This is a genomic window from Pseudomonas sp. GW823-FHT03E05 (assembly GCF_058796855.1).
Genome location: NZ_JBXAJB010000001.1, coordinates 1,216,311 through 1,240,756, shown reverse-complemented (window position 1 = coordinate 1,240,756; position 24,446 = coordinate 1,216,311). Strand labels below are relative to the sequence as shown.

Sequence of the window (24,446 nt, the reverse complement as noted above, 5' to 3'; positions counted from 1 at the left end):
CTGCCTTCTCCATGACCCCACGTATCCCCTCACGCTTGAAAACCGGCCTGCTGGTCGGTGCCTTGCTGACTGCCGGCCATGCCTATGCGGCCGATGCCGACGGCCTGCTGGTGTACAACGCCCAGCACGAAGGCCTGACCAAGGCCTGGGTCGAAGGCTTCACCCGGGACGCCGGGATCAAGGTCACCCTGCGTAACGGTGATGACAGCGAAATGGGCAACCAGCTGGTGCAGGAAGGCCAGGCTTCGCCGGCGGACGTGTTCCTCACCGAGAACTCACCGGCCATGGCCCTGGTGGACAACGCCGGGCTGTTCGCCAAAGTGGCTCCGACCACCCTGGAGCAAGTGGCGGCTGCCTATCGTCCAACCCACGGCAACTGGGTGGGCATCGCCGCGCGCTCCACGGTGTTCGTCTACAACCCGGCCAAGCTGCAGCAGGCCGACCTGCCCAAGTCCCTGCTCGACCTGGCGAACCCAGCCTGGAAAGGCCGCTGGGCCGCATCCCCTGCCGGAGCCGACTTCCAGGCCATTGTCAGCGCGGTGCTGGAACTCAAGGGCGAAGCCGCCACCCTGGAATGGCTCAAGGGGATGAAGAGCAATGCCAGCCTCTACCGGGGCAACAGCGCGGTGCTCAAGGCGGTCAACGCCGGCCAGGTGGACAGTGGTGTGATCTATCACTACTACAGCTTCGTCGACCAGGCCAAGACGGGGGAAAACAGCAAGAACACCGCTCTGCACTACTTCAAGCACCAGGATCCAGGGGCGTTTGTCAGCCTTTCCGGCGGTGCGGTTCTGGCTTCCAGCAAGCACCAGGAGCAGGCCCAGGCTTTCCTCAAGTGGATCACCAGCGCCAAGGGCCAGGCAGTGCTCGGCAGCGGCAAGTCGTTCGAATACGCGGTGGGCCTGGGCGCGCAGTCCAATCCCAAGCTGGTGCCCCTGGCCGAGCTGGACGCGCCCAAGGTTGACGCCGCCAGGCTCAACAGCAAGAAAGCCGTGGACCTGATGACCCAGGCCGGCCTCCTGTAAACCCATGGCCGACGACCTCTCACGCTTGCCCGCCGGGGATACGACCCGGGTCGCTGCCGCGACCCACACTGGCTATCGCCGCCACGGGCCGGGACGGCGGGCCGCTCCCTGGCTGTTGGGCGCGGCGCTGCTGGTGTCGCTGTGGGCGCTGCTGCCCCTGGGATTTGTCGTCGGCATCTCGATCCAGACCGGTTGGGCGACCATCGCCGAGCTGGTGCTGCGCCCGCGAGTCGCGCAGCTGCTGGGCAATACCCTGTTGCTGCTGGTGCTGACCCTGCCGCTGTGCGTGCTGCTGGGGATTGCGCTGGCCTGGCTGACCGAACGCAGCGACCTGCCCGGGCGGCGCATCTGGTCGCTGCTGGCCGTGGCGCCCCTGGCCGTGCCGGCGTTCGTCCACAGCTATGCCTGGGTCAGCCTGGCGCCCGCGCTGCACGGCTTGCCAGCGGCGGTGCTGGTGTCGGTGATTGCTTACTTCCCCTTTGTCTACCTGCCGGCGGCGGCCACCCTGCGCCGGCTGGATCCGGCCCTGGAAGACGTGGCCGAGGCCCTGGGGCTCGAACCCTGGGCCCTGTTCCTGCGGGTGGTACTGCCACAGTTGCGCCTGGCCGTGGGCGGCGGTGCCTTGCTGGTGGGCCTGCATTTGCTGGCCGAGTACGGCCTGTACGCAATGATCCGCTTCGACACCTTCACCACCGCCATCTACGACCAGTTCCAATCCACCTACAACGGCCCGGCGGCGAACATGCTGGCGGGCATCCTGGTGCTGTGCTGCCTGGTGCTGCTGGGGGTGGAGTCCGCCAGCCGTGGCCAGGCGCGCTATGCCCGGGTCGGCTCGGGCAGCCCGCGGCCCCAGCGCATCCAGGCCTTGCGCGGCGTGGCCCGGGCCGCCGGGCTGTTGCTGGCGGCGCTGACCAGTGCTCTGGCCCTGGGCGTGCCCCTGCTGACCCTGGGCAACTGGCTGCTGGCCGGCGGCCTTGAGGTCTGGCAGGTGCCGGAGCTGCTGCCCAGCCTGCGCCAGACCCTGATGCTGGCCAGCCTGGGGGCGCTGTTGACCACCTGTGCGGCGATCCCCGTGGCCTGGCTGTCGATCCGTGCCCCGGGGCGCCTGCTGCGGCTACTGGAAAGCTGCAACTACCTCACCAGTTCCCTGCCCGGCATCGTGGTGGCCCTGGCCCTGGTGACGGTCACGGTGAAATTCGCCAGGCCGATCTACCAGACCAGCTTCACCGTGCTCCTGGCCTACCTGCTGATGTTCCTGCCCCGGGCCCTGGTCAGCCTGCGGGCGGGTATCGCCCAGGCACCGGTGGAGCTGGAAAACATCGCCCGCAGCCTGGGCCGCTCGCCGCTCCAGGCGCTGTGGCGGGTCACCCTGCGCCTGGCGGCACCGGGAGCGGCAGCCGGCGCGGCGCTGGTATTCCTGGCCATCAGCAATGAACTGACCGCGACCCTGCTGCTGGCGCCCAACGGCACCCGCACCCTGGCCACCGGCTTCTGGGCCAGGACCAGCGAGATCGACTACGTCGCCGCGGCGCCCTATGCCCTGATCATGATCCTGCTGTCCCTGCCGTTGACCGGCCTCCTCTACCATCAATCCAGACGTACGGCGGGCCGATGAACGCTCTCGAACTCCACGCAGTGCACAAATCCTTCGGCGGCGTGCCGGCGGTGCAGGACATCAGCCTCAGCATGCCCGCCGGCAGCCGCACGGCTATCGTCGGCCCTTCGGGCTCGGGCAAGACCACCTTGCTGCGAATGATCGCCGGCTTCGAGTTTCCCGATCGCGGGCGCATCAGCCTCAATGGCCAGGTGCTGGCGGACGCTCAGGGCGCGGTGCCGGCCCATCAGCGCCTGATCGGCTATGTACCCCAGGATGGCGCGCTGTTTCCGCACCTCAACGTGGCGGCCAATATCGGCTTCGGCCTGACGGGCAAGAACCCGCAGAGGCAGCAGCGCATTGCCGAGCTGCTGGACATGGTGGCTCTGGATAGCAGCCTGGCCGCCCGTTGGCCCCACGAGCTTTCCGGCGGCCAGCAGCAGCGGGTTGCCCTGGCCCGGGCCCTGGCGCAGCGCCCGCGGCTGATGCTCCTGGACGAACCCTTTTCCGCCCTCGATACCGGCCTGCGGGCCTCGATGCGCAAGGCCGTGGCACGGCTCCTGGCTGAGGCCGGGGTGACCACCATTTTGGTCACCCATGACCAGGCCGAGGCCTTGTCCTTTGCCGACCAGTTGGCGGTGATGCGCCAGGGCCGGCTGGTGCAGGCCGGTGCGCCGCTGGAGCTGTACCAGCACCCGCGGGATGCCCAGACTGCGCTGTTTCTCGGCGAGGCGGTGCTGCTGCCGGCGCAGCTGGACCAGGGGCTGGCCCAATGTGACCTGGGGCAGGTGCCGATCCGCGAGCGCTCGCTCAAGGGCCCGGCGCGGATCATGCTGCGCCCCGAGCAACTGCAGGTGCTGGCGGACGACGGCGATGGCGCCGGCAGTTGCCCGGGAGTGGTCAGGGACTGCGACTTTGCCGGCAACACCTGCACCCTGAGCATCGGCGTGGCCGGTGCCGGGGGCCATGAACAACTGGTGCCGGTCCGCAGTTCCGGCCTGCATGCGCTACCGGTCGGCAGCCGGGTGCGCATCCGCACCCTGGGGCATGCCCATGTGCTGGGGGCGGCCCCCGGTGCTTGAGTGAAGGATGCTGCCCTTGATCATGGTCACGCGCGGCAATCGCTCCGATACTTCAGCCATGCCGCTGTACAGCGTGGCTACCGGCTCCACCTTGAACAAGGAATGAACCATGACTGATTCTGCCAGCCAAGCAGAGGAATACCTGATGATGCAGGCCGCGCACTGGTGCATGCGCCTGCGCGAGGCCGATTGCAGCCTGGCCGAGCGCCGGGCATTCGAGGACTGGCTGCAGAGCGACCCGAGCCATGCCTTCGAGTACGCGAAGATGCTGGAAGCCTGGGACCTCACCGGGCAGTTGTCGCCCACCCTGCCCTCGCTCTGACCCGGCCACGGCCTACAGATCGAAGCGGTCGATGGCCCGGCGCCGCTCGTTGTCATCGCGCAGGTCATAGCTGGCGGTGGTCTGGATGTTGCTGTGGTGAGCCAGTTTCTGCGCCAGCGACAGGTCGTGTTCCTCGATCACCCGGGTGATGAACGAGCGCCGGAAATCATGGGGCATGATCCGCACGCCCACCTCGGCCCCGCGTTGCCGGGCAATGTAGTAGATGGCGTGCTTGGTGATGCGCTCGCGAGTGATGTGCCCGCCCCGGCGGATGCGGTTGAACAGGAACGGGTCGTCTACCAGGCCCGCGGGCAGATGCCGGCGGCGCAGCTCCAGCCAGGCCTGCAGCTTGTCGAAAGCCCAGGTGGGTGCGTACTTGATCAACTGACGATTGCCCTTGGCCAGCACCTGCAGGCTGCGCTCGCTGAAATCCACCTGGGCCAGGTCCAGGTTGACCGACTCGGACTTGCGCATGCCCGAGCCATAGAGCAGCGCAATCAGCGCTGCATCGCGCACGCCCTGGGGGCGCGGGTCGGAAGCGCACACGGCCATCAGTTCATGGATCAGGCCGCGCTTGAGGTTGCGGCCGCGGGCCAGGCGCGTGCCGCTGATGGCCTTGACCGAACGCATCTTCAGCAGGTGGTCCTGGCTGATCAGGCTGGCCCGCCACGCCTCGTTCATCACCCCGCGCAGGGCGTTGACGTACAGCGATGAGGTATTGGGCGCATAGCCGTCCTCGCGCAAGGTGGCCACCAGGGCCGTGACATGCTCGGGTTGCAGCAGGTGCCAGGGGATTTCTTCCAGGTTCTGTTCGGCGTAGCCCAGGCGGTCGGCGGCGTCCTGCAGCACATAACGCAGGGTCGACTGGCTGGAGGGGGCCAGGCGCTTCAGGTACAGGTTCAAGGGGTTGGGCGCGTCAAGGCCGGCGGCGCGGTCATGGCCCGGCAGGTTCATGGATGCTCCGCTGGGCAAGGTTGTACCGGGTAGCACCTTGGCGAGGTGAAAAAAATACTCCCGCAGGCCCCTTCAATACCCATTGAAAACTGGTTACAAAAGCCGCCAGGCCTGCGCACTTCGATAACTTTGGAAACAAACTGAACACTAGCTGTCTGGCTCGCAGAAAAACGGACTTTTACCTTATTTTTCATATTCGTTTCACAATTTTCGGCTTAATCTCAGCCCCCGACAGACAACCGTCCGAGTGCAGTTTGTTCTCAGGTTGTAAAGATAACACCTTGATCCACCTTTACTTTTCACAAACCTAGTCTTTACTGATTCGCTGCATGGAATGCCCTGTTGGCTCAATAACTGGATGCGCCTTGATGACTGCAAGACCTCCCCGCTTTCCATGAACTGTCCGTTCACCCGCAGCAACCCGTATTCCAGTAATTCGCATTGTGTAAACCCGAGGTAACCATGAACCAGGCTTTCCTTCCTTTCTCGCGCCCGAGTATTGGCGAAGAAGAGATTGCTGCAGTGGAGCAGGTTCTGCGCTCCGGCTGGATCACCACCGGCCCGAAAAACCAGGAACTGGAACAGCAGTTCGCCGAACGCGTCGGCGCCCGCCACGCCGTGGCACTGTCCTCCGCCACCGGCGCCATGCACATCACCCTGCTGGCCCTGGGCATCGGCCCCGGGGACGAAGTGATCACCCCGTCGCAGACCTGGGTCTCCACCGCCAACATGATCTGCCTGCTGGGCGCCACCCCGGTGTTCGTCGATGTCGACCCCGACACCCTGATGAGCGACGCCGCCACCATCGAAGCCGCCATCACCCCGCGGACCAAGGCGATCATCCCGGTGCACTACGCCGGCGCAGCCTTCGACCTCGACCCGCTCTATGCCCTGGCCGACAAGCACGGCATCGCGGTGATCGAAGACGCCGCCCACGCCGCCGGTACCACCTACCGTGGCCGCGCCATCGGCGCCCGGGGCACGGCGATCTTTTCCTTCCACGCGATCAAGAACATGACGTGCGCCGAAGGCGCGATGTTCGTCAGCGATGACGAAGCCCTGGCCAACCGCGTGCGCATGCTCAAGTTCCACGGCCTGGGAGTGGACGCCTACGACCGCCTGACCCATGGCCGCAAGCCACAGGCCCAGGTCATCGAGCCCGGCTTCAAGTACAACCTGGCGGACATGAACGCGGCCATTGCCCTGGTGCAACTGCAACGCCTGGACGAGATCAACGCCAAGCGTGAAGTACTGGCCAAGGCCTACCTGCAGCGTCTGGAAGGCTTGCCGGTACAGCCCCTGCTCCTGCCCCAGTACCCGCAGCAGCATGCCTGGCACCTGTTCATCCTGCGCATCGACGCCGAACGCTGCGGCCTGGACCGCGAAGCCTTCATGAAAGGCCTGCAGGAACAGAACATCGGCACCGGTATCCACTTCATTGCGACGCACCTGCATACCTATTACCGACAGCGCTTCCCTGAAGTGCAGCTGCCCCATACCGAATGGAATTCGGCGCGGCTATGCTCGATTCCACTGTTTCCGGACATGACCCTCGACGATGTCGAGCGGGTGACCGGTGCCATTGCAAACCTTTTGGACTGAAGCCTTTGAAACCTTATCCGATTCAGTTCGTGTCGATCGTGATCCCGGTCTACAACGAAGAACAGAGCCTCCCCGAGCTGTTGCGGCGTACCGAAGCGGCCTGCCGCCAGCTCAAGCACGAGTTTGAAATCGTCCTGGTGGACGACGGCAGCCGCGACGAGTCGGCGAACATCCTGCAAGCTGCCGCCGAGCGCGAAGGCAGCCCGGTAGTGGCGGTGATCCTCAACCGCAACTACGGCCAGCATGCGGCGATCATGGCCGGCTTCGAGCAGTGCCGCGGCGATGTGGTGATCACCCTCGACGCCGACCTGCAGAACCCGCCGGAGGAAATCCCGCGCCTGGTGGCTCAGGCCGAGCTGGGCTACGACGTGGTCGGCACCGTGCGCAACAACCGGCAGGACTCGGCGTTCCGCCGCTGGCCCTCGAAGCTGATCAACCTGGCCGTGCAGCGTTCCACCGGTGTGGCCATGAGCGACTACGGCTGCATGCTGCGGGCCTATCGCCGCACCATCATCGACGCGATGCTGGCCTGCACCGAGCGCAGCACCTTCATCCCGATCCTGGCCAACAGCTTTGCCCGGCACACCACCGAGGTGCTGGTGGAGCACGCCGAGCGCGAGCACGGCGACTCCAAGTACAGCCCGATGCGCCTGATCAACCTGATGTTCGACTTGATCACCTGCATGACCACCACGCCCCTGCGGCTGTTGAGCATCATCGGTTTCGGCATGGCCGGCCTCGGCGCGCTGTTTGCCCTGATGCTGATCGTGCTGCGCCTGATCTTCGGCGCCACCTGGGCCGGCGACGGCACCTTCGTGCTGTTCGCGGTGCTGTTCGTGTTCACCGGTGGCCAGTTCATCGGCATGGGTCTTTTGGGTGAATACCTGGGACGCATGTACAGCGACGTGCGGGCCCGCCCGCGTTTCTTCATCGAAAAAGTCTTGCGCAGCCAGCCTGCGGCCCCGGCCCCTGCTGTGACTGTCGACGGTTTAACTTCCACTCATACTGATCAGGTTTCGCCATGAGCAATAAAGCTGTTGTCTTCGCCTACCACGATATTGGCTGTGCTGGCATCGAAGCCCTGCTCAACGCAGGTTACGAGATCGCCGCCGTGTTCACCCACGCCGATGACCCCAAGGAAAACACCTTCTACGGCTCGGTGGCCCAGCTCTGCGCCCGCAAGGGCATTGCCGTGCATGCCCCGGAAGATGCCAACCACCCGCTGTGGATCGAGCGCATCGCCAAGCTCAACCCCGACTACCTGTTCTCCTTCTATTACCGCAACCTGCTGAGCGAGCCGCTGCTGGCCACTGCCAGCAAGGGCGCGTTCAACCTGCACGGCTCGCTGCTGCCGCGCTACCGTGGCCGCGCACCGGCCAACTGGGTGCTGGTCAAGGGCGAAACCGAAACCGGCGTGACACTGCACCGCATGGTCAAGCGTGCCGATGCCGGCGCCATCATTGCCCAGGAGCGTGTGGCCATCGAGCGCAGCGACACCGCGCTGAGCCTGCACCACAAACTGCGTGACGCCGCCGCCAGCCTGCTGCGCGACACCCTGCCGGCACTGGCCCAGGGCAAGATCACCGAAACCGCCCAGGACGAGTCCAAGGCCAGCTACTTCGGTCGTCGCACCGCGGCGGACGGCAAGATCGACTGGCAGCGCCCGGCCGAAGAGCTGTTCAACCTGGTGCGCGCCGTGACTCAACCCTACCCGGGCGCCTTCTGCGCCGTGGGCGAGCACAAGCTGATCGTCTGGAGCGCCGAAGTCGCCAAGGGCAACGAAGGCCAGGCCCCGGGCCGGGTCATCAGCGTCGACCCGCTGCGCATCGCCTGTGGCCAGGACTCCCTGGTGATCACCTCTGGCCAGCGCAACGCCAACGGCCTGTTCCTGGGTGGCCCGCAACTGGCCAACGAACTGGGCCTGGTGGACGGTTCCCTGCTGCGCGGCGCCGAATCGGGGCGCAAGCCACGTCGCACCCGCGTACTGATCCTGGGCGTCAACGGCTTTATCGGTAACCACCTGTCCGAGCGCCTGTTGCGTGACGACAAGTACGACGTCTATGGCCTGGACATCGGCTCCGACGCCATCGAGCGCCTGCGCAGCCATCCGAACTTCCACTTCGTCGAAGGCGATATCAGCATCCACTCCGAGTGGATCGAATATCACATCAAGAAGTGCGACGTGGTCCTGCCGCTGGTGGCCATCGCCACCCCGATCGAGTACACCCGCAACCCGCTGCGCGTGTTCGAGCTGGACTTCGAAGAGAACCTCAAGCTGGTTCGCTACTGCGTCAAGTACAACAAGCGCGTGATCTTCCCGTCGACTTCGGAAGTCTATGGCATGTGCCAGGACAAGAACTTCGACGAAGACACCTCCAACCTGATCGTCGGCCCGATCAACAAGCAGCGCTGGATCTACTCGGTCTCCAAGCAGCTGCTGGACCGGGTGATCTGGGCCTACGGCGCCAAGGGCCTGAACTTCACCCTGTTCCGTCCCTTCAACTGGATGGGCCCGCGCCTGGACCGCCTGGACTCGGCACGCATCGGCAGCTCCCGGGCCATCACCCAGTTGATCCTCAACCTGGTGGAAGGCACCCCGATCCGTCTGTTCGATGGTGGCGAGCAGAAGCGCTGCTTCACCGACATCGCCGACGGCATCGAAGCCCTGGCACGCATCGTCGACAACGAAAACGACTGCTGCAACGGCCAGATCATCAACATCGGCAACCCGGACAACGAAGCCAGCATCCGTCAGTTGGGCGAAGAGCTGCTGCGCCAGTTCGAAGCTCACCCGCTGCGCGGCAACTTCCCGCCGTTCGCCGGTTTCCGCGATGTGGAGAGCAAGGCGTTCTACGGTGCCGGCTACCAGGACGTGGAACACCGCAAGCCAAGCATCGACAACGCTAAGCGCCTGCTGAACTGGGAGCCGACCGTGGAAATGAGCGAAACCATCGGCAATACCCTGGACTTCTTCCTGCGTGAAGCGATGCTGGAAATCGCCGACCGCGCCAAGCAAGAAGCACGCTGATGCAGGCAGGTCTGCGCATTGATGTCGATACCTACCGCGGCACCCGGGAGGGGGTGCCGCGGCTGCTCGAATCGCTGGATGAAGCCGGGGTCAAGGCCACCTTCTTCTTCAGCGTCGGACCGGACAACATGGGGCGCCACCTGTGGCGCCTGATCCGTCCGCAGTTCCTCTGGAAAATGCTGCGGTCCAATGCCGCGGGCCTGTACGGCTGGGACATTCTCCTGGCCGGCACTGCCTGGCCGGGTAAACCCATTGGCCGGGACCTGGGGCACTTGATGCGCCAGACCCTGGCCGCCGGTCATGAAGTCGGCCTGCACGCCTGGGATCACCACGGCTGGCAGGCCAATACCGGGCGCTGGAGCCAGACACAGCTGATCGAACAGATCCGCCGTGGCGTCGACAGCCTCAACGATATTCTCGGGCAAGCGGTGAGCTGCTCGGCGTCCGCCGGTTGGCGCGCCGACGAACGCGTCATCGAAGCCAAACAGCAATTCGGCTTTCGCTACAACAGCGACTGCCGCGGCCAGAGCCTGTTCCTGCCACGCCTGGCGGACGGCAGCCTGGGCGCACCACAGATTCCGGTGGACCTGCCGACCTTCGACGAAGTGGTCGGGCCGGTGGTGGCCGCCAAGGATTTCAACAGTTACATCCTCGACCGGTTCAGCCCGGACAAACTCAACGTCTATACCGTGCATGCAGAAGTAGAAGGGATTCTCATGGCCAACGATTTTCGCCAGCTGCTGGCCAGCGCCAGGCAGCGCGACATCCACTTCCAACCCCTGGGCGACATGCTCCCGGCGGATCTGGCCAGCCTGCCCGCGGGCAAGGTGGTGCGCGGTGTGCTGGAAGGCCGTGAAGGCTGGCTGGGAGTGCAAGGCGCATGACCAGACGTTGGGCTCTGCCGCTGCTGCTGATCGCGTTCGGCCTGTTCTACTTGCTGCCCCTGGCCACCCACGGCCTGTGGATTCCCGATGAAACCCGCTACGCGCAGATCAGCCAGGAAATGCTCCTGACCGGCAAATGGGCGTCGCCGCACTTCATGGGCATCCGCTATTTTGAGAAACCGGTGGCCGGCTACTGGATGATCGCCATCGGCCAGGCGCTGTTTGGCGACAACCTGTTCGGCGTGCGCGTGGCCTCGGCCCTGAGCACCGGCCTGAGCGTGGTCCTGGCCTACCTGCTGGCCCGGCGCCTGTGGAACGATCCGCGCAAGAGCCTGGCCAGCGCCCTGCTCTACATGAGCTTTACCGTGGTCGCGCTGCAGGCCGGCTACGCCAACCTCGATCCGCAATTCACCTTCTGGGTCAACCTGAGCCTGGTGGCGCTGTGGTTCACCTTCGACTGCCGGACAACCCGCGGCCAGGTGCTGGCCTGGGTGGCGCTGGGCCTGGCCTGCGGCATGGGCTTCATGACCAAGGGCTTTCTGGCCTGGCTGCTGCCGGTGCTGGTGGCCCTGCCCTACGCCATCTGGCAGAAGCGCCTGCGCTCGCTGCTGATCTATGGCGGCATCGGTGTGCTGGTGGCCATTCTCATCAGCCTGCCCTGGGCCCTGGCGGTGCACTCCCAGGAACCGGACTACTGGCGTTTCTTCTTCTGGCACGAGCACATCCGCCGTTTTGCCGGTGATGATGCCCAGCACGCCTCGCCCTGGTGGTACTACCTGCCGTTGCTGGTGGGGTTCAGCGTGCCCTGGGTGCTGCTGCTGCCGGCCGGCCTGAAGCAGGCCTGGCAACAGCGGCGCCAGAACAGCAGCGGCTTCCTGCTGCTGTGGCTGGTGCTGCCCCTGGCCTTCTTCAGCCTGAGCAAGGGCAAGCTGCCGGCCTATATCCTGCCGTGCCTGTTGCCCCTGGCGTTGTTGATGGGCAACACCCTGGTGGACCGCCTGGCTGCCGGCAAGACCCGGCTGCTGGCATTCAACGGCGTGCTCAACCTGGTGGCCGGCCTGCTGGGGCTGCTGGCCCTGGTGTACTTCCAGATGAAAAAGCCGGTGTATGTGGACGAGCCGCAGCACCTGGTGCTGGTGTATGTGTTGCTGCTGGGCTGGATCCTCAGCAACCTGCTGCAAGCCATGCGCCCCCTGACCCTGTGGGCGGCGCCGGCCCTGGGCAGCTTCCTGCTGGTGGCCCTGGCCCCGGCAGCGCTGCCCAACTCGGTGGTCTACAACAAGATCCCCGACCAGTTCATCATCGATCACGTGGCCGAGCTGGGCCAGGCCAAGGCCCTGCTGAGCAACGACCTGGGAGCTGCCTCCGCCCTGGCCTGGCGCCTGCGGCGCCCTGACGTGACCCTGTACAACACCGAAGGCGAAGTGAAATACGGCCTGGGCTACGAAGACACTGCCGCGCGCAAGGTCGACCTCAATCAGGTCCAGCCGTGGATCGCCGAGGCCCGCAAGCAGGGCTCGATCGGCGTGGTGATGCGGGTCAAGAGCAGCGACGAGGAACATGAAGTCGAGCTGCTGCCCAAGGATGCCAAGCGCTACGAGCAAGGCAATATCGTGATCTTCATCATTCCCCAGGGCCAGCCATGAGCCTGCTGCTTTTGTTGCTGGCCTGCGGGCTGACCTGCCTGGGCCAGGTGGCGCAGAAGTTCGCCGTGGAAAGCTGGCGCGGCCAGCCTTCCAGCGCCCTGCAGAAACTGCGCTCGGGCTGGCTGTGGCTGGCTCTGTTCAGCCTCGGCCTGGGCCTGCTGGTATGGCTCCTGGTGCTGCAACGCATGGAGGTGGGCGTGGCCTACCCGATGCTCAGCCTGAACTTCGTCTTCATCACCCTGATTGCCCACTTCGTGTTCCGTGAGCACATCGACCGGCGCCACTGGTTCGGCGTGGCCCTGGTGATCGGCGGCGTGCTGCTGTTGAGTCGCCACGCATGAGCCGGGCCAAGGGGTTTGCCTTCGCCCTGGGCAGCGTGGCCCTGGTCAGCGGCGCCCAGCTGGGCATGCGCTGGAGCATGACCCGCCTGCCCGCTCCGGATCAGTGGTTGCCGGCGTTGAGTGCCGGCAGCGTCGACCTGGCCGCCCTGGCGGTGGTGGCAGCGGCCATCGCCGCCTATGCGCTGTCGATGCTCTGCTGGCTGCTGGCCTTGCGCGACCTGCCGCTGGGCCGGGCCTATTCGCTGCTCAGCATCAGCTACGCCCTGGTCTACCTGCTGGCCGCCAGCCTGCCGTTGTTCAACGAACCTTTCACGCTTTCCAAAACCCTCGGGGTGGCCCTGGTCATCCTCGGGGTCATCACCATCAACTCTCGATCTGCACCCGCGACAAGTCCCAGGAATACCCCATGAAAATCAGTGTATTTGGAAGTGGTTACGTCGGCCTCGTACAGGCTGCCGTGTTGGCTGAAGTCGGCCACGATGTCATCTGCATGGACATCGACGAGCAAAAGGTCAAACAGCTGCAACAGGGACACGTGAGCATCTTCGAGCCGGGGCTGGCCAGCCTGGTCAAGGAAAACCTCGAAGCCAAGCGCCTGCACTTCACCCACGATGAAAAACTCGCGGTGCAGCATGGCCAGGTGCTGTTCATCGCCGTGGGCACGCCTTCCAGCGAAGACGGTTCGGCGGACCTGCGCTACGTGCTGTCAGTGGGCGACGCGGTGGCCCGTCACCGTGAGCAGCCGGTAATCCTGGTGGAAAAATCCACCGTACCGGTGGGCACGGGCGACACCTTGAAGGCCCACATCGAGAAGGTCCTGGATGGCCGTGCGCTGCAATTCGATATCGTCTCCAACCCGGAATTCCTCAAGGAAGGCTCGGCGGTCACCGACTGCCGCCGGCCGGACCGGATCATCATCGGCTGCGAGCGCGAAGAAGTGCGCGATGTGATGCGCGACCTGTACGCACCGTTCAACCGCAACCATGACCGCATCATGTTCATGGACCTGCGCAGCGCCGAGCTGACCAAGTACGCCGCCAACTGCATGCTGGCGACCAAGATCAGCTTCATCAACCAGATCGCCGAGCTGGCCGAACACCTGGGCGCCGACATCGAATCGGTGCGCCTGGGGATCGGCGCCGACACCCGCATCGGCTACCACTTCATCTATCCGGGCTGCGGCTACGGCGGCTCGTGCTTCCCCAAGGACATGCGTGCGCTGATCCACAGTGCCCAGCAAGCCCACTGCTCCAGCGACCTGTTGCAAGCCGTGGAAGCCATCAACGAGCGGCAGAAGCACAAGCTGTTCGAACGCATCAAGGCGTACTACAAGGGCGACCTCAAAGGCAAGACCTTTGCCCTGTGGGGCCTGGCATTCAAGCCCAACACCGACGACATGCGCGACGCCCCGAGCCGGGTGCTGCTCGATGCACTGTTCGCCGCCGGTGCCCAGGTGCGGGCCTTCGACCCGGAAGCCATGCAGGAAACCCAGCGCCTGTACCCGGACGAGTCGCGCCTGATGCTCATGGGCACCCCGGAATCGGTACTGGTGGGCGCCGACGCCCTGGTCATCTGCACCGAGTGGCAGCAGTTCAAGGCACCGGATTTCGACCTGATCCAGCAGCGTCTCAAGGCGCCGGTGATCTTCGACGGACGCAACCTGTACGACGCCGAGCGCCTGGCGCGCAACGGCTTCACCTACTTCCCGATTGGCCGCGGTGAATCGCGCAACCTGCCGATCCCCCACCAGCAGTGGTCTGCTGAGGCCTGAATGAACACCAGTCACTCCTCCCCTTCGAACACTCTTCTTTGGCAATCGTTGGGGCTGGGGTTGCTGGCCCTGCTGCTGTTCTGCGCCGGCGCCGACCACCAGTCGGCGATCGGCTTCGATTCGCGCTTCGTGCTGTTTGCCAAGGAAATGCTGCGCCACGGGCCGGGGTTCTTCCCCACCACCTACGGCCAGCCCTACGCCGACTACTCCAGCGCCTCGACCCTGCTGGTCTGGCTGTTCTCCCTGCCAGGGGGGCAAGTCACCAGCCTTACCGCCTGGTTGCCCACGGCCATCGCCTCGGCCTTGATCGTCAGCCTGATCTATCGCCTGTTGGCGCCCTATTCCCGCACCTGGGCCCTGCTCAGCGTTGCCCTGCTGTTGCTCAGCAACACCTTTATCAGTGAAACCCGCGCCGTGTCCCTGGACCAGATGCTGGCTGCGGTGTCCCTGGCCGTGTTCTACCTGGGCTACGCCCATGACCATTTCGGTACCCACCGGCGCCTGGGCTGGATCTTCCTCCTGCTGGTGCTGGGCTTTGCCATTCGCGGGCCCATCGGCCTGGTGATTCCCACCGGCATGCTATGCAGCTACTACCTGCTCAATGGCCAGTGGCGGCGGCTGTTCAGCGTCGGTTTCAGCGCCCTGGCGCTGCTGGTGGCCTGCGTCGGCCTGCTGCTGTGGCTGGCCAAGCTCAGTGGCGGCCAGGCCTTCGTCGACGATGTGATCCGCATGCAGTTCATGGGGCGCATGGACGGCAGCGAAGGCTCCAGCGATGTCTTCTATTACTTCACCAGTTCCCTGGGCAACTACGCCCTGGCCTACCCCCTGGCGATCCTGGCGTGGCTGGCCGTGCTGCTGACCCGCGCCACGGAACAGGGCCCGGGCCTGAAACTGTTGCGCCTGTGCACCGCGGCCGGGTTGATCGTGATGATCGGCCTGTCGATTCCCCAGGCGAAAAAGGCTCGCTACCTGCTGCCGATGCTGCCCATGGCGGCGATCATTGCCGCCTATCCGTTCCAGGCCGGCCGCGGACGGCTGCTGGCCTGGCTGCGCGGGGCGATCCAGGGCCTGTGGCTGCTGCTGCCGGGGTTGCTGATCATCGGCTTGCTGGTGCTACGGCGCAAATTCCCCGAGCAGCTCGACTCGTTGATGCCGATGCTGCTGGTGCTCGGCCTGTTGCAGCTGTTGTCCCTGGGGCTGCTGTTCAAGCGCCAGTGGCGCGCCGTGGGCCTGGCCTACAGCGCAGTGCTGGCAGTCTGGGCCTGCTACATCGGAGTCTTCGAACCGGTGGAGCACCGTCTCTATGACACGCGCACCTTCAGCCACAGCGCCATGCAACTGATCGAGGCCGACCCGGCACCGGTGGTCCTGCACCGCATGGGCAAGGACGCCAAGGCCATCAAGTTCATGGTCAACCTGGACCGGGATCTGCAACCGCAGTTCACCGAAAGCCCAGACGCCCTGGCTCAGGTACCCGGCCCGGCCTGGGTCATCCTCGATCAGAGCGACCTGGCCAGCCTGCAGAATACGCCGCTGGCCGACCTGAAGCCGGTGTTGAGCGGGCGTTTCGACAAGAACGACTTCGTCCTCCTGCACCTGACCGGGCCAACCGCCGCGCAACCCTGAAAGCGTTGCACGGCCCCTGCCCGCTGCCTACACTCGCGCCCATGACTATTGAGATCCGCCGGGCGCGGGCGACCGACGCCGACTTTCTTCCCGCCATTGAAACCTGCGCTGCCGAACTGTTTCGCTCCGATGCGCAACTGGCCTGGCTGGCAGACGCCGCAGTGGCCGACGTACCGAGCCACCGCGCCAATATCCAGCGCCACCCGGTCTGGGTGGCGGTGACGGCGGATGACATCCCTTGCGCCTTTCTCAACGCCGAAGCCTGCGACCGGGAACTGCATGTGTGGGAGATTTCCGTCGCCCGCGGCCACCAGGGCCAGGGCATCGGCAAGCGCCTGTTGCAGGCGGCGCGGCAATACGCTCTGGAGCAGCAGCTTGAAGCCCTGACCCTGAGCACCTTTCGCGGACTGCCCTGGAACGAACCCTTCTACCAGCGCCAGGGCTTTGTCACCCTCGAACAGGCGCAACTGGGCTCACGGCTATGCCAGGTGCTGGCCGATGAAGCCCGGTACGGCCTGCCCGCGGCGCGCCGCTGCGCCATGCGCCTGGCGTTGTAGAAACCGGTGAGAAATTGGCTGCCTTCGCGGGCTTCCCAGCGAAGGCGTCCGCCAGGGCTACACCACACTCAAGGGCCTCTTCGCCGGCAAGCCGGCTCCTACAGGGGCTGTCGTATTTAAGTGCAAAATAAATGCACTGAAGCAGCATTATTATGAATTTGTCAGGCGCAAGATTCCTCGGCACACTGTGCCGGTTCCTCCCCCAAATGTTGGAACGTTCAAGGGCTTTCTGGTCATCCAGGCAAGCCCTTCTTTTTGCCTGTCGTTCTGGATTGGAAAGCGTTTACCGATGTTCGCCCGCTGGAAACCCGCCGCCATCAATACCCGCCCACTGGAATGGAGCCGCGCCGCCATCGGCATGGCCCTGGGCACCCTGTTCAGTGTCTGGCTCTGTGCCCAGGTCTTCGGCATGCCGGTGGCCCTGCACCTGATCGGCCCTCTGGGCGCGTCGGCGGTGCTGCTGTTCGCGGTGTCTTCAGGCGCCCTGGCCCAGCCCTGGTCGATTCTTGGCGGCTACCTCTGTGCCGCCGTCATGGCCTTGGCGGTGGCCCATGTACTGGGCCGTACCTTGGGCAGTGCCTGCCTGGCGGCGGGCATGGCCCTGGTGCTGATGTGCTGGTTGCGCTGCCTGCACCCGCCGGCCGGCGCCCTGGCCCTGACCCTGGTACTGGCGGACCCGGCCAGCGTGGCCCTGGACTGGTACGAGCTGGGGCCGGTGATGCTGGCCGCCGCCAGCCTGTTGCTCAGCGCCCTGGCCTACAACAACCTGACGCGCACCCGTTACCCCAAGGGCCCCAGCGAAGCTCCGGCGCTCCTGCCAGCAACCGCTGCCAGCGACAGCCTGGCGATCACGGCCCAGGACCTGAAACTGGCCCTGGCGGAGATGGAGGAGTTCTTCGACGTCACCCCCGAAGACCTCGAACAGCTGATTCATGCCAGCGAGGCCCACGCCCGGCGCCGCAGCATCGGCCAGGTGCTCGCCTCACGCCGCTGACAGCCAGCGCCAGGAGCCGGCTTGCCCGCCAAGGCGCCCTCAAGGACAACCCATCACTCAAGGGCCTCCTCGCCTGCCAGGTTGCCGGGTTTCAGACCATCGGCGACCAGCGCTGGGACCAGTCGGTGTCGCTTTCTATCACTTCCCGCAGTACCGCGAACGCCTGTTGCAGCTCTGGGGTATCGCGCTCGCGGGCGTACAGCAGGTAGGTGGGGAAGTTGAACTCCGGGGCTTTTTCCACCCGCTCCAGCACACCGCTGTCCAGGTAGCTCTGCACCACCCGTGTGCGGAAATAGCCGCTGCCACCGGCATCGAGGATGAACTGCAGGGCCAGCGGCCCGAGGTTGAAGCCCACTGCCGCCTTGGCCTGCGCAGGTAGCGCGGCGTCGTGCTGGCGGCGAAAGTCCTCGCCCCAATCGATGTACACATAGGGCTCGGGGCGCCCCGCCAAGCGCACCTGGATCAGTTTTTCCTCCAGTAACTGCTCCACCTGCAAGCCCGGCGAGTACAGCGGCTGGAACACCAGCGCGGCGTCCAGCACGCCCAGCTCCAGTTGCCGCTGCAAGCTGGCGCCTTCGCCGATCTGAGTGCGCACGGCGTGGTTGGGCAACGCCTGGCGCAGGCGCCGCACCCAGTTGAGCATCAGCGGGCTGCACAGGCTCAGCTCGCCGCCGATGTGCAGCACATTGCGGTAGCCGGCCAGCAGCGGCAGGTCGCGCTGGGCTGCCTCCCAGGTCTGCACCAGTTGGTTGGCGTAGCTGATGAAGGCCTCGCCGTCGGCGGTGGGCCGGGCGCCGGCGCGGTTGCGCACCAGCAGCTTGCAGTTGAGCTGGCCTTCCAGGTTCTGCACCCTGGCGCTGATGGCGGTCTGGGTCAGGTGCAGGCGCTCGGCAGCAGCGATCAGGCTGCCGCTGCGGACGATTTCCAGGAAGGTGCGGGCCAGATCGATGTCCATGGTGCCTCGCCGGCAGAAAATTCGAGCGCCATTGTAGCGGCGCTCGCGCCACGACGCTTCTAGGCTGCGGACATTTGCCGCGCCGGCACCGCCAGGCTCACCGCCCGCACCGAGGCCCCGGCCGGCAACCCCAGGGCCCGGGCGCTGTCACGGCTGACAATCAGGGTGCCGGCGGCGACCCGCGCCGCCGCCACGCTGATCCGGCAGTCGGCGAACTGGCGGTTGTGGACCAGGTAGGGCTGGGCCTGCTCCCCCGGGGTGCCGATGCTCAGTTGCAGCACCTGGCTGTCGCGCACTGCGCGGATGTCGCCGGTGGCGCATTCGATCAGGGGCCCGCCGTCGAAGATGTCGATGTAGTCCTTGAAGGCAAAACCTTCGGCCTTGAGCATGCCCAGGGCCGGTTCGGTATTGGGGTGCACCCGGCCGATCACTGCCCGTGCCGGCTCCGGCAGCAGGCAGGTGGGCAAGGGAAACTTGGGCATCAGCTCGGCGATGAAGGTCTTGTTGCCAAGGCCGGTGAGGTAGTCGGCGTCGGCGAAATCCATCTTGAAAAAGTGCCGGCCCAGGCCTTCCCAGAACGGCGACACACCCTGCTCGTCGGAATAGCCACGCATCTCGGCGATCACCTTGTCGCCGAAAAGCTCGCGGAACTCGGCCAGGAACAGGAAGCGCGCCTTGGACAGCAGGCGCCCGTTGAGCCCCTGGCGGTGGTCGGCATGCAGGAACAGCGAGCACAGTTCCGAATGGCCGGTCATGTCGTTGCCCAGGAACAGGGTCGGCAGTTGCTGGTTGATCCCCAGGTTTTTCGAGGCCGCGACAAACAGCCCGACCCGGTAGTTGTACCAGGGCTCGCGCAGGCCCACGGCGCCGGCCAGGGCGCAGATGCCGACCACTTCGCCCTGCGCGCTTTGCAGCACGAACAGGTAGTCGGCATCGGCCCGCGAGGCCTGGCCGGCGAAGGTCTGCTCGGCCCATTGCAGGCGTGACCGCAGGCGCCCGGCGTCGGCGGGCAAGGTGGTCAGGCCGGCACCGGCACTGTGGGCCAGGGCCAGCAGCGCCGGCAAATCGGCCAGGGTGGCGGGACGGACGATCATCGCGAGAGCTCCAGCTGAGGTTGACGTTCGGGCAGGTAGATTTCCGCCAGCATGCAGCGGGCGCTGCCGCCGCCGATGCGTTCAATGGTGTCGATGTTCACCGGCACCGGCTGCACATGGCGCTCGATCAGCCGGCGCTGCTCGGCATCCAGGGAGCGCCAGGCACTGCGGGACATCACCAGCAGCGGCTCGCCGGCACTGTTGTGGACTTCCAGCATATTGCCGGCGAAGGACTCCAGCTGGGCCCAGGTCAAGGGCAGCAGTTGTTTGCCGCTGCTTTCCAGGCGCTGGCGCAGGGCCGCCCGCTCCTGTGCATCGTCCAGGGCCAGCAGGCAGGCCACCGCCAGCTGGCTGCCGACGCTCATCATCACGTTGGTGTGATAGATCGGCTCACCCTGGCGGTCCCGGGCATGAAAGGCACATAGCTCATAACCCAGGTGCGCCACCAGCTGGTCCAGGGCCCGGGCGTGGGTGCGGGTCGAGTAGCCGGCGTAGCAGATGCGCTGCTGGCGATCCAGGACCATGCTGCCGGTGCCTTCGAGGAACAGTTCCTCCTGCTCCAGGGAGGTGAGATCCAGGGTGCGGTTCACCTGGTACTGCTCGTGCAGGTGCGCCAGTACCCCCTTGTAGCGCTCCAGGCGGCGGTTGCGGCCCTGCATCGGGTACAGCACCAGGGTGCCGTCGGGGTGGCTGCTCCAGCAGTTGTTGGGAAAGATCGAATCCGGGGTATGGGGTGCGGCGCCGTCTTCATGGACCAGCACCCGGACCCCATGCTCGCGCAGCGTCGCGACGTAGCCGTCGAACTCCTGCAGGGCCTTGGCCTGCACGTCTTCGGCGGCACCGGGCGGGCGCTGGAAATGGTTGTTGCCGGCAGTGTCCTGGTTGAACGAAAAACGCGTGGGGCGAATCATCAAAACGCTATGGGTAGTCTGCATGGGGCACGCAATCAATGAGGTTTCAGAGGGGCCCATTGTGTTTTTTTGTCGGGACAAAACCCGGCTGAACGGCGGGCCTGCACGGCAGGAAATGGCTGAAAGCACGGGTTGCCCCAGCCGATTTCGCACCTCCTGAAAACATCGACATGCGACCTGCAGGAGCAGGCTTGCCAGCGAAGGCGATCTTGCGAGCGGTGCAAGGCTTGCTGGCCTGTTCGCCGGCAAGCCGGCTCCTGCGGCGGGGGGCGTACAGGGGGTTATTCCATGCCGGTCTTGACCATCGCCAGCTCAGGGTGGCTGACCAGTTTGTCGATGTGCAGATCCGGGTCGTCGAACCAGACTTCGGTCAGCACCCGGTAGTGCTCCATGTCCCGGCAGCGCATGCGCAGGCTGTAGTCGAAGGCGCCGCTGATCAGCCGGCATTCCAGCACCTGGGGGCAGGCCCGGACCTTGGCCTCGAAGGCTTTCTGCGCCGCCCGCCCGCTCTGGTTGGACAAGGCCACCAGCACCAGCAGCGACAGCCCCGGGGTGAGTTTCTTTTCGTCGAGGATGGCCCCGTAGCCACGGATGACCCCGAGCTGCTCCAGCTTGCGCACCCGTTCCAGGCACGGCCTGGGGGTCAGGTGCACGCGCTCGGAGAGTTTCTGGTAGGTGATGCGCCCTTCGTGGCGCAGAACCTCGATGATCGCCTGGTCGATTCGATCAAGCACGATCGACAGGTCGCGGATGTCCGCCATGGATGTCTTCCCTCACTTCAAACGGCCGGATAGAAACTGCTGCAAACGTTCACTCTGCGGCTGGTCGAGAATCGCCGGGCTACCCTGCTCCTCGACCCGCCCTTGATGCAAGAACAACACCTGGCTCGACACTTGTCGGGCAAAGCTCATTTCATGGGTGACCATGAGCATGGTCCGCCCCTCTTCGGCCAGGGCCTGGATCACCTTCAGCACCTCCCCCACCAGTTCCGGGTCCAGCGCCGAGGTCGGCTCGTCGAACAGCAGGATCTGCGGCTCCACCGCCAGGGCCCGGGCGATCGCCACCCGCTGTTGCTGGCCACCGGACAGGAACGCCGGGTACTGCCCGGCCACCCGTTGCGCCAAGCCCACCTTGTCCAGGTAGGCCCGGGCACTGGCTTCGGCCTCCTTGCGGCCAATGCCCAGCACCCGGCACGGCGCCAGCATGATGTTCTCCAGCACGCTGAGGTGGCTCCACAGGTTGAAGTGCTGGAACACCATGGCCAGGCGCGTGCGCAGGCGCTGCAACTGAGCCGGGCTGGCCACCTGCATGCCGCCAGGGGCCTCGCGGGTGACAATCGCCTCGCCGTCCAGGGCAATGGCACCGGCATCGGCCCGCTCCAGGAAGTTGATGCAGCGCAGCATGGTGCTCTTGCCCGAGCCACTGGCGCCGATCATGCTCACCACGTCTCCCGCCCGGGCCTTCAACGAGACGCCCTTGAGCACCTCGTTGTCACCAAAACGCTTGTAGAGATTTTCAACGGTCAATTTGTACATCGCAGACTCCTGGAACCCCGCCGCTGGCAGCAAGGTTCTGGATAGGAAAAAGAGGAAAGGAGCGTCAGTGAGCCGGGCCGAGGAAGCTCAGCCAGCGCCGCTCCGCCAGGCGGAAGGCCGCCACCAGGCCGAAGGACAGCCCCAGGTACAACAGGCCGGCGATGCCGAAGGCCTGGAAGGTCATGAAGGTGGCGGCATTGGCGTCCCGGGCCACCTTGAGGATGTCCGGGATGGTGGCGGTGAAGGCCACCGAGGTGGCGTGCAGCATGAGGATCACCTCGTTGCTGTAGTACGGCAGCGCCCGGCGCAGGGCCGAAGGCAGGATCAGCCGCCAGTACAGGCGCCAGCCGCTCAGGCCATAGGCGTGGGCTGCCTCGATCTCGCCATAGGGAATGCTGCGGATGGCCCCGGCGAAGATCTCCACGGTGTAGGCGCAGGTGTTCAGGGTGAAGGCCAGCAAGGTGCAGTTCATGGCATCGCGGAAGAAGGCTTCGAGAAACGGCTGCTGGCGTATCGCGGCAATGCCGTACAGGCCGCTGTAGCAGATCAGCAGCTGGATGTACAAAGGCGTGCCGCGAAACACATAGGTGAACAGCTGCACCGGCCAGCGCAGCAGCGCCCAGTGCGAGGTGCGCAGAATGGCCAGGGGCAGCGACAGGACAAAACCCATGGCCAGGCTGGCCACCAGCAGCCACAGGGTCATGGCCAGCCCGGTAAGGCTCTCGCCGTCAGTGAACAGAAACGGCCGCCAGTATTCCTGGATCAGTTCGATCATCGAGACAGCCCTCGCACGCCCTGGTTGTAGTGCCGTTCCAGGCGCCGCAGCAGCTGGTTTGAAGCGCTGGTGATCAGCAGGTACAGGGCCGCCGCCAGGAGCAGGAAATCCAGCATGTTGAAGGTGCTCTTGCCGGCTTCCTGGGCCACCTTGACCAGGTCGGTGAGGCCGATGATCGACACCAGCGCCGTAGCCTTGAGCAGCACCAGCCAGTTATTGCCCAGGCTCGGCAAGGCGAAGCGCATCATCTGCGGGAACACCACGTGGCGAAAGCGCTGCATGCGGCTCAGGCCGAAGGCCGCCGCGGCTTCCTGCTGGCCCCGGGGCACGCTGAGGATTGCCCCGCGAAAGGTCTCGGTGAAATAGGCGCCGTAGATGAAGCCCAGGGTCACGATCCCGGCCACGAAGGGGTCGATCTCCATATAGGGCCAGTCCAGCAGTTCGGTCAGGGCCGTGAGCCAGCCCTGCAGGCTGTAGAAGATCAGCAGCATCAGCACCAGGTCCGGTACGCCGCGGATCAAGGTGGTGTAGCAGGTCGCCGGGATCTGCAGCAGGCGCAGCGGCGAAAGCTTGGCCGCCGCCCCCAGCAACCCCAGGAGCATGCTCACCAGCAGCGCCAGGGCGGAGAGTTTCAGGGTCATCCAGGCGCCGTGCAGCAACAGCGGCCCATAGCCTTGCAGGACCTCGAGGTCCAGGCCCAACAGAGTCAGAAAGGTATTCACGCCAATCACCATGCTCGGGCCACGGCCGGGCCCGGGATACTGGGTAACAGTCCCGGGGCCCGCCGTGGGCGATCAGTTGTTGTAGAGGTCGAGGTCGCCGAAGTACTTGCGCTGGATCTGGGCGTAGATGCCCTTCTCATGCAGCGCCTGGATGGCGCCATTGAGCATGGCCTTGAGCTCGTCCTGGTCCTTGCGCAGGCCAATGGCGATCTCCGACGGCACCAGAGGGTCGCTGATGCCGACGCTGTTCTCGAAGTCGGCGCCCTGGGGGGATGCGAGGAAACTCATCTGCGCTTGCAGCTTGTCCTGGATCGAGGCGTCCAGCCGGCCGTAGACCAGGTCGGCATAGACCTGGTCCTGGTTCTGGTAGGCCCGCAGCTTGACCCCCGCCGGGCCCAGCTTGGCCCTGGCGTAGGTTTCCTGGACGGTGCCCTGCATGTAGCCCAGGGTCTTGCCCTTCAGCGATTCACCGGTGGGTTCGAGGCCCGAGCCCTTGCGCGTGACGATGGCCGTGGGGCCGGCGTACAGCCGGTCGCTGAAGTCGATCTGCTTGCGCCGCGCATCGGTAACGGTCATGGAGGACTCGATGGCGTCGAACTTGCCGGCCTTGAGTGCCGGGATCAGGCCGTCGAAGTCGTTGCTGACCCACACGCACTTGAGCTTGAGCTCGGCGCAGATGGCGTTGCCCAGGTCGACACCGAAGCCCTGCACGCCGCCGCCTGCCGTGGTGGATTCAAAGGGCGGATAGCTCGGGTTGACGCCAAAGCGCAGTTCTTTCCATTCCTTGGCGCTGGCGCCCATGGAAACGCACGCAATTGCCAGTAACGGCACAGCCAGCCAGTGTTTAGTCATCTTCAGAGTCCCGGATTATTTGGATTTATAGCGGCCCGGCAGCAATGCCAGGCCCCACTTGTGACAGGGGCAGAGAGTGGATGCGGGGTCGCCGCAGTCGGGTTCTTGTTGTTATTGGCCGGGTTTGGCGCGCAGAGCCGAACCCGTTCCTGGTTGCCGCGGTCTACGCTGCAACG

Annotated in this window: 24 protein-coding genes; 15 read left to right on the top strand and 9 right to left on the bottom strand. The window is 65.3% G+C overall.

Going from position 1 to position 24,446, the window contains the following annotated elements:
• The first annotated feature begins 11 nt into the window (after positions 1-11).
• The 4 genes from AC1RCO_RS05550 (at position 12) to AC1RCO_RS05535 (ending at position 4,023) form a co-directional block, all read left to right on the top strand.
• Complete coding sequence (locus AC1RCO_RS05550; RefSeq protein ID WP_492617477.1) at positions 12-1,025, top strand: iron ABC transporter substrate-binding protein; 1,014 nt, start codon at positions 12-14, stop codon at positions 1,023-1,025.
• Between the two features lie 4 nt (positions 1,026-1,029).
• Positions 1,030-2,640 carry an ABC transporter permease gene (locus AC1RCO_RS05545; protein WP_401332687.1) on the top strand — a complete coding sequence of 537 codons (1,611 nt, stop codon included), beginning with the start codon at positions 1,030-1,032 and terminating at the stop codon, positions 2,638-2,640.
• Complete coding sequence (locus AC1RCO_RS05540) at positions 2,637-3,701, top strand: ABC transporter ATP-binding protein (RefSeq protein ID WP_053158558.1); 1,065 nt, start codon at positions 2,637-2,639, stop codon at positions 3,699-3,701. Before AC1RCO_RS05545 ends, AC1RCO_RS05540 begins: the two co-directional genes overlap by 4 nt.
• 109 nt (positions 3,702-3,810) lie before the next feature.
• A complete protein-coding gene (locus AC1RCO_RS05535) occupies positions 3,811-4,023 on the top strand; it encodes a FecR/PupR family sigma factor regulator (protein WP_011061329.1) in 213 nt (70 codons plus the stop codon).
• Positions 4,024-4,035: 12 nt separating this feature from the next.
• Here the strand turns inward: AC1RCO_RS05535 and AC1RCO_RS05530 are convergent, their stop codons facing one another.
• Entirely contained in the window at positions 4,036-4,977 is a 942-nt protein-coding gene (locus tag AC1RCO_RS05530) for a site-specific integrase (protein WP_161467111.1), read from the bottom strand.
• Positions 4,978-5,439: 462 nt separating this feature from the next.
• On the opposite strand from AC1RCO_RS05530, the gene arnB reads away from it, so the two are divergent.
• From arnB to AC1RCO_RS05475, 11 genes are all read left to right on the top strand, one after another.
• On the top strand, positions 5,440-6,579 hold the full coding sequence (gene arnB / locus AC1RCO_RS05525) for a UDP-4-amino-4-deoxy-L-arabinose aminotransferase (RefSeq protein ID WP_011061331.1): 1,140 nt from the start codon (positions 5,440-5,442) through the stop codon (positions 6,577-6,579).
• Between the two features lie 5 nt (positions 6,580-6,584).
• Complete coding sequence (gene arnC / locus AC1RCO_RS05520) at positions 6,585-7,604, top strand: undecaprenyl-phosphate 4-deoxy-4-formamido-L-arabinose transferase (protein WP_053158563.1); 1,020 nt, start codon at positions 6,585-6,587, stop codon at positions 7,602-7,604.
• Positions 7,601-9,607 carry a bifunctional UDP-4-amino-4-deoxy-L-arabinose formyltransferase/UDP-glucuronic acid oxidase ArnA gene (arnA, locus tag AC1RCO_RS05515; RefSeq protein WP_011061333.1) on the top strand — a complete coding sequence of 669 codons (2,007 nt, stop codon included), beginning with the start codon at positions 7,601-7,603 and terminating at the stop codon, positions 9,605-9,607. The genes arnC and arnA overlap by 4 nt, the downstream gene beginning before the upstream one ends.
• Positions 9,607-10,491 (top strand): 4-deoxy-4-formamido-L-arabinose-phosphoundecaprenol deformylase, encoded by an 885-nt coding sequence (arnD, locus tag AC1RCO_RS05510; protein ID WP_492617476.1) that lies wholly within the window; start codon positions 9,607-9,609, stop codon positions 10,489-10,491. Before arnA ends, arnD begins: the two co-directional genes overlap by 1 nt.
• Positions 10,488-12,137 (top strand): lipid IV(A) 4-amino-4-deoxy-L-arabinosyltransferase, encoded by a 1,650-nt coding sequence (arnT, locus tag AC1RCO_RS05505; protein WP_072441813.1) that lies wholly within the window; start codon positions 10,488-10,490, stop codon positions 12,135-12,137. Before arnD ends, arnT begins: the two co-directional genes overlap by 4 nt.
• The gene (gene arnE / locus AC1RCO_RS05500) at positions 12,134-12,478 is read left to right on the top strand and encodes a 4-amino-4-deoxy-L-arabinose-phosphoundecaprenol flippase subunit ArnE (protein ID WP_011061336.1); all 345 of its coding nucleotides are present in this window, start codon (positions 12,134-12,136) and stop codon (positions 12,476-12,478) included. Before arnT ends, arnE begins: the two co-directional genes overlap by 4 nt.
• A complete protein-coding gene (gene arnF, locus AC1RCO_RS05495) occupies positions 12,475-12,888 on the top strand; it encodes a 4-amino-4-deoxy-L-arabinose-phosphoundecaprenol flippase subunit ArnF (protein ID WP_015635644.1) in 414 nt (137 codons plus the stop codon). Before arnE ends, arnF begins: the two co-directional genes overlap by 4 nt.
• Positions 12,885-14,249, top strand: coding sequence for a UDP-glucose dehydrogenase family protein (locus AC1RCO_RS05490; protein WP_492617475.1), 1,365 nt, complete (start codon positions 12,885-12,887; stop codon positions 14,247-14,249). The genes arnF and AC1RCO_RS05490 overlap by 4 nt, the downstream gene beginning before the upstream one ends.
• On the top strand, positions 14,250-15,875 hold the full coding sequence (locus tag AC1RCO_RS05485; protein ID WP_276495048.1) for an ArnT family glycosyltransferase: 1,626 nt from the start codon (positions 14,250-14,252) through the stop codon (positions 15,873-15,875).
• A 41-nt stretch (positions 15,876-15,916) separates the two neighbouring features.
• Positions 15,917-16,432, top strand: coding sequence for a GNAT family N-acetyltransferase (locus AC1RCO_RS05480; RefSeq protein WP_492617474.1), 516 nt, complete (start codon positions 15,917-15,919; stop codon positions 16,430-16,432).
• Between the two features lie 289 nt (positions 16,433-16,721).
• Positions 16,722-17,426, top strand: a complete 705-nt coding sequence (locus AC1RCO_RS05475) for an HPP family protein (protein ID WP_015635647.1) — start codon at positions 16,722-16,724, stop codon at positions 17,424-17,426.
• 91 nt (positions 17,427-17,517) lie between these two features.
• Here AC1RCO_RS05475 and AC1RCO_RS05470 read toward each other — a convergent pair whose 3' ends face one another.
• The 8 genes from AC1RCO_RS05470 to AC1RCO_RS05435 form a co-directional block, all read right to left on the bottom strand.
• On the bottom strand, positions 17,518-18,381 hold the full coding sequence (locus tag AC1RCO_RS05470) for a LysR family transcriptional regulator (protein ID WP_011061341.1): 864 nt from the start codon (positions 18,379-18,381) through the stop codon (positions 17,518-17,520).
• A gap of 59 nt (positions 18,382-18,440) precedes the next feature.
• A complete protein-coding gene (astA, locus tag AC1RCO_RS05465; protein ID WP_015635649.1) occupies positions 18,441-19,475 on the bottom strand; it encodes an arginine N-succinyltransferase in 1,035 nt (344 codons plus the stop codon).
• Positions 19,472-20,410: a citrulline utilization hydrolase CtlX gene (gene ctlX / locus AC1RCO_RS05460; protein WP_011061343.1), complete on the bottom strand. Its 939-nt coding sequence runs from the start codon at positions 20,408-20,410 to the stop codon at positions 19,472-19,474. The genes astA and ctlX overlap by 4 nt, the downstream gene beginning before the upstream one ends.
• A gap of 257 nt (positions 20,411-20,667) precedes the next feature.
• On the bottom strand, positions 20,668-21,147 hold the full coding sequence (locus tag AC1RCO_RS05455; protein ID WP_011061344.1) for an Lrp/AsnC family transcriptional regulator: 480 nt from the start codon (positions 21,145-21,147) through the stop codon (positions 20,668-20,670).
• Between the two features lie 12 nt (positions 21,148-21,159).
• Positions 21,160-21,921, bottom strand: a complete 762-nt coding sequence (locus AC1RCO_RS05450) for an ABC transporter ATP-binding protein (protein WP_065364084.1) — start codon at positions 21,919-21,921, stop codon at positions 21,160-21,162.
• Between the two features lie 64 nt (positions 21,922-21,985).
• A complete protein-coding gene (locus AC1RCO_RS05445) occupies positions 21,986-22,696 on the bottom strand; it encodes an ABC transporter permease (protein ID WP_065364085.1) in 711 nt (236 codons plus the stop codon).
• Positions 22,693-23,430 (bottom strand): ABC transporter permease, encoded by a 738-nt coding sequence (locus AC1RCO_RS05440; RefSeq protein WP_065364086.1) that lies wholly within the window; start codon positions 23,428-23,430, stop codon positions 22,693-22,695. The genes AC1RCO_RS05445 and AC1RCO_RS05440 overlap by 4 nt, the downstream gene beginning before the upstream one ends.
• Positions 23,431-23,490: 60 nt before the next feature.
• On the bottom strand, positions 23,491-24,270 hold the full coding sequence (locus AC1RCO_RS05435) for a transporter substrate-binding domain-containing protein (RefSeq protein ID WP_011061348.1): 780 nt from the start codon (positions 24,268-24,270) through the stop codon (positions 23,491-23,493).
• Positions 24,271-24,446 lie beyond the last annotated feature (176 nt).

Excerpts from the sequence above, each read along its gene's own strand:
- AC1RCO_RS05490 (WP_492617475.1), top strand. The coding sequence starts at position 12,885 with ATGAAAATCAGTGTATTTGGAAGTGGTTACGTCGGCCTCGTACAGGCT.
- AC1RCO_RS05530 (WP_161467111.1), bottom strand. The coding sequence starts at position 4,977 with ATGAACCTGCCGGGCCATGACCGCGCCGCCGGCCTTGACGCGCCCAAC.
- AC1RCO_RS05455 (WP_011061344.1), bottom strand. The coding sequence starts at position 21,147 with ATGGCGGACATCCGCGACCTGTCGATCGTGCTTGATCGAATCGACCAG.
- AC1RCO_RS05475 (WP_015635647.1), top strand. The coding sequence starts at position 16,722 with ATGTTCGCCCGCTGGAAACCCGCCGCCATCAATACCCGCCCACTGGAA.
- arnB (WP_011061331.1), top strand. The coding sequence starts at position 5,440 with ATGAACCAGGCTTTCCTTCCTTTCTCGCGCCCGAGTATTGGCGAAGAA.
- AC1RCO_RS05450 (WP_065364084.1), bottom strand. The coding sequence starts at position 21,921 with ATGTACAAATTGACCGTTGAAAATCTCTACAAGCGTTTTGGTGACAAC.
- AC1RCO_RS05480 (WP_492617474.1), top strand. The coding sequence starts at position 15,917 with ATGACTATTGAGATCCGCCGGGCGCGGGCGACCGACGCCGACTTTCTT.
- AC1RCO_RS05445 (WP_065364085.1), bottom strand. The coding sequence starts at position 22,696 with ATGATCGAACTGATCCAGGAATACTGGCGGCCGTTTCTGTTCACTGAC.
- arnT (WP_072441813.1), top strand. The coding sequence starts at position 10,488 with ATGACCAGACGTTGGGCTCTGCCGCTGCTGCTGATCGCGTTCGGCCTG.
- AC1RCO_RS05550 (WP_492617477.1), top strand. The coding sequence starts at position 12 with ATGACCCCACGTATCCCCTCACGCTTGAAAACCGGCCTGCTGGTCGGT.
- arnD (WP_492617476.1), top strand. The coding sequence starts at position 9,607 with ATGCAGGCAGGTCTGCGCATTGATGTCGATACCTACCGCGGCACCCGG.
- arnE (WP_011061336.1), top strand. The coding sequence starts at position 12,134 with ATGAGCCTGCTGCTTTTGTTGCTGGCCTGCGGGCTGACCTGCCTGGGC.
- AC1RCO_RS05435 (WP_011061348.1), bottom strand. The coding sequence starts at position 24,270 with ATGACTAAACACTGGCTGGCTGTGCCGTTACTGGCAATTGCGTGCGTT.
- AC1RCO_RS05470 (WP_011061341.1), bottom strand. The coding sequence starts at position 18,381 with ATGGACATCGATCTGGCCCGCACCTTCCTGGAAATCGTCCGCAGCGGC.
- astA (WP_015635649.1), bottom strand. The coding sequence starts at position 19,475 with ATGATCGTCCGTCCCGCCACCCTGGCCGATTTGCCGGCGCTGCTGGCC.
- AC1RCO_RS05440 (WP_065364086.1), bottom strand. The coding sequence starts at position 23,430 with ATGGTGATTGGCGTGAATACCTTTCTGACTCTGTTGGGCCTGGACCTC.
- arnF (WP_015635644.1), top strand. The coding sequence starts at position 12,475 with ATGAGCCGGGCCAAGGGGTTTGCCTTCGCCCTGGGCAGCGTGGCCCTG.
- ctlX (WP_011061343.1), bottom strand. The coding sequence starts at position 20,410 with ATGCAGACTACCCATAGCGTTTTGATGATTCGCCCCACGCGTTTTTCG.
- arnA (WP_011061333.1), top strand. The coding sequence starts at position 7,601 with ATGAGCAATAAAGCTGTTGTCTTCGCCTACCACGATATTGGCTGTGCT.
- AC1RCO_RS05540 (WP_053158558.1), top strand. The coding sequence starts at position 2,637 with ATGAACGCTCTCGAACTCCACGCAGTGCACAAATCCTTCGGCGGCGTG.
- AC1RCO_RS05485 (WP_276495048.1), top strand. The coding sequence starts at position 14,250 with ATGAACACCAGTCACTCCTCCCCTTCGAACACTCTTCTTTGGCAATCG.
- AC1RCO_RS05535 (WP_011061329.1), top strand. The coding sequence starts at position 3,811 with ATGACTGATTCTGCCAGCCAAGCAGAGGAATACCTGATGATGCAGGCC.
- AC1RCO_RS05545 (WP_401332687.1), top strand. The coding sequence starts at position 1,030 with ATGGCCGACGACCTCTCACGCTTGCCCGCCGGGGATACGACCCGGGTC.